Below are 3,304 nucleotides of genomic sequence, written 5' to 3'. Positions count from 1 at the left end.
CTTCTTACCGGGTTCGCTCGGTCAGAGGCCACTTCGTCGGCAAATGTTCGACGGTGGTTGCTCATGGGTGGAACGTTGACTATTCGGCACGGCAGGTTGTTTTTCACTAGTACTGCTTCGGCGTGGAACGTGAGGGATGGTCGGTCGTGTCGGGCACGTTGTTGGGTGTCTGAGGGTATGGCCGCAAGGTTGCCTTCAGTTGCCGGCCCCAGTGAACTCACCGATGACGGTGGGGTGATGGGTGGCTGGTCGTTGTTTGAGAACTGCACAGTGGACGCGAGCATCTGTGGCCAAGTTTTTAAGGGCGCACGGTGGATGCCTTGGCACCAGGAACCGATGAAGGACGTGGGAGGCCACGATAGGCCCCGGGGAGCTGTCAACCGAGCTTTGATCCGGGGGTGTCCGAATGGGGAAACCCGGCAGTCGTCATGGGCTGTCACCCGCTGCTGAACACATAGGCAGTGTGGAGGGAACGAGGGGAAGTGAAACATCTCAGTACCCTCAGGAAGAGAAAACAACCGTGATTCCGGGAGTAGTGGCGAGCGAAACTGGATGAGGCCAAACCGTATGCGTGTGATACCCGGCAGGGGTTGCGCATGCGGGGTTGTGGGATCTCTTTTTCATAGTCTGCCGACTGTGAGACGAGTCAGAAACCGTTGATGTAGGCGAAGGACATGCGAAAGGTCCGGCGTAGAGGGTAAGACCCCCGTAGCTGAAACATCAACGGCTCGTTTAAGAGACACCCAAGTAGCACGGGGCCCGAGAAATCCCGTGTGAATCTGGCGGGACCACCCGCTAAGCCTAAATATTCCCTGGTGACCGATAGCGGATAGTACCGTGAGGGAATGGTGAAAAGTACCGCGGGAGCGGAGTGAAATAGTACCTGAAACCGTGTGCCTACAAGCCGTGGGAGCGTCGCTGTTGTTCTTCGGAGCAACAGTCGTGACTGCGTGCCTTTTGAAGAATGAGCCTGCGAGTTTGCGGTGTGTTGCGAGGTTAACCCGTGTGGGGAAGCCGTAGCGAAAGCGAGTCCGAATAGGGCGTTTTAGTAGCGCGCTCAAGACCCGAAGCGGAGTGATCTAGCCATGGGCAGGTTGAAGCGGAGGTAAGACTTCGTGGAGGACCGAACCCACCAGGGTTGAAAACCTGGGGGATGACCTGTGGTTAGGGGTGAAAGGCCAATCAAACTCCGTGATAGCTGGTTCTCCCCGAAATGCATTTAGGTGCAGCGTCGTGTGTTTCTTGCCGGAGGTAGAGCACTGGATAGGCGATGGGCCCTACCGGGTTACTGACCTTAGCCAAACTCCGAATGCCGGTAAGTGAGAGCACGGCAGTGAGACTGTGGGGGATAAGCTCCATGGTCGAGAGGGAAACAGCCCAGAGCATCGACTAAGGCCCCTAAGCGTACGCTAAGTGGGAAAGGATGTGGAGTCGCAGAGACAACCAGGAGGTTGGCTTAGAAGCAGCCACCCTTGAAAGAGTGCGTAATAGCTCACTGGTCAAGTGATTCCGCGCCGACAATGTAGCGGGGCTCAAGCGTACCGCCGAAGTCGTGTCATTCGTACATGTATCCCCAACGGGAGTACGGATGGGTAGGGGAGCGTCGTGTGCCGGGTGAAGCAGCCGCGGAAGCGAGTTGTGGACGGTTCACGAGTGAGAATGCAGGCATGAGTAGCGATACACACGTGAGAAACGTGTGCGCCGATTGACTAAGGGTTCCTGGGTCAAGCTGATCTGCCCAGGGTAAGTCGGGACCTAAGGCGAGGCCGACAGGCGTAGTCGATGGACAACCGGTTGATATTCCGGTACCCGCTTTGAAACGCCCAATACTGAATCAGGCGATGCTAAGTCCGTGAAGCCGGCCCGATCTCTTCGGAGTTGAGGGTAGTGGTGGAGCCGACGAACCAGACTTGTACTAGGTAAGCGATGGGGTGACGCAGGAAGGTAGTCCAGCCCGGGCGGTGGTAGTCCCGGGGTAAGGGTGTAGGGCGTGTGATAGGCAAATCCGTCACACATGAGCCTGAGACCTGATGCCGAGCCGATTGTGGTGAAGTGGATGATCCTATGCTGTCGAGAAAAGCCTCTAGCGAGTTTCATGGCGGCCCGTACCCTAAACCGACTCAGGTGGTCAGGTAGAGAATACCGAGGCGTTCGGGTGAACTATGGTTAAGGAACTCGGCAAAATGCCCCCGTAACTTCGGGAGAAGGGGGGCCATCACTGGTGATCCGATTTACTCGGTGAGCTGGGGGTGGCCGCAGAGACCAGCGAGAAGCGACTGTTTACTAAAAACACAGGTCCGTGCGAAGCCGTAAGGCGATGTATACGGACTGACGCCTGCCCGGTGCTGGAACGTTAAGGGGACCGGTTAGCTGACTTTCGGGTCGGCGAAGCTGAGAACTTAAGCGCCAGTAAACGGCGGTGGTAACTATAACCATCCTAAGGTAGCGAAATTCCTTGTCGGGTAAGTTCCGACCTGCACGAATGGCGTAACGACTTCTCGACTGTCTCAACCATAGGCCCGGTGAAATTGCACTACGAGTAAAGATGCTCGTTTCGCGCAGCAGGACGGAAAGACCCCGGGACCTTTACTACAGTTTGATATTGGTGTTCGGTTCGGCTTGTGTAGGATAGGTGGGAGACTTTGAAGCGGCCACGCCAGTGGTTGTGGAGTCGCCGTTGAAATACCACTCTGGTCGTGCTGGATGTCTAACCTGGGTCCGTGATCCGGATCAGGGACAGTGTCTGATGGGTAGTTTAACTGGGGCGGTTGCCTCCTAAAGAGTAACGGAGGCGCCCAAAGGTTCCCTCAGCCTGGTTGGCAATCAGGTGTTGAGTGTAAGTGCACAAGGGAGCTTGACTGTGAGACCGACGGGTCGAGCAGGGACGAAAGTCGGGACTAGTGATCCGGCAGTGGCTTGTGGAAGCGCTGTCGCTCAACGGATAAAAGGTACCCCGGGGATAACAGGCTGATCTTCCCCAAGAGTCCATATCGACGGGATGGTTTGGCACCTCGATGTCGGCTCGTCGCATCCTGGGGCTGGAGTCGGTCCCAAGGGTTGGGCTGTTCGCCCATTAAAGCGGTACGCGAGCTGGGTTTAGAACGTCGTGAGACAGTTCGGTCCCTATCCGCTGCGCGCGTAGGAATATTGAGAAGGGCTGTCCCTAGTACGAGAGGACCGGGACGGACGAACCTCTGGTGTGCCAGTTGTCCTGCCAAGGGCATGGCTGGTTGGCTACGTTCGGAAAGGATAACCGCTGAAAGCATCTAAGCGGGAAGCCTGCTTCGAGATGAGTATTCCCACC

The 3,304-nt window shown here is 56.6% G+C and carries 1 rRNA gene; it reads left to right on the top strand.

The features are described from left to right. Positions 1-288 precede the first annotated feature (288 nt). Positions 289-3,304, top strand: a 23S ribosomal RNA gene (locus ABZV38_RS39495); the annotation flags it as partial.

Origin of the sequence: Streptomyces sp. NPDC005181 (assembly GCF_040608395.1) — a bacterium.
Taxonomy (GTDB): Bacteria; Actinomycetota; Actinomycetes; order Streptomycetales; family Streptomycetaceae; genus Streptomyces.
This window is presented reverse-complemented; position numbering and strand designations above follow the sequence as displayed.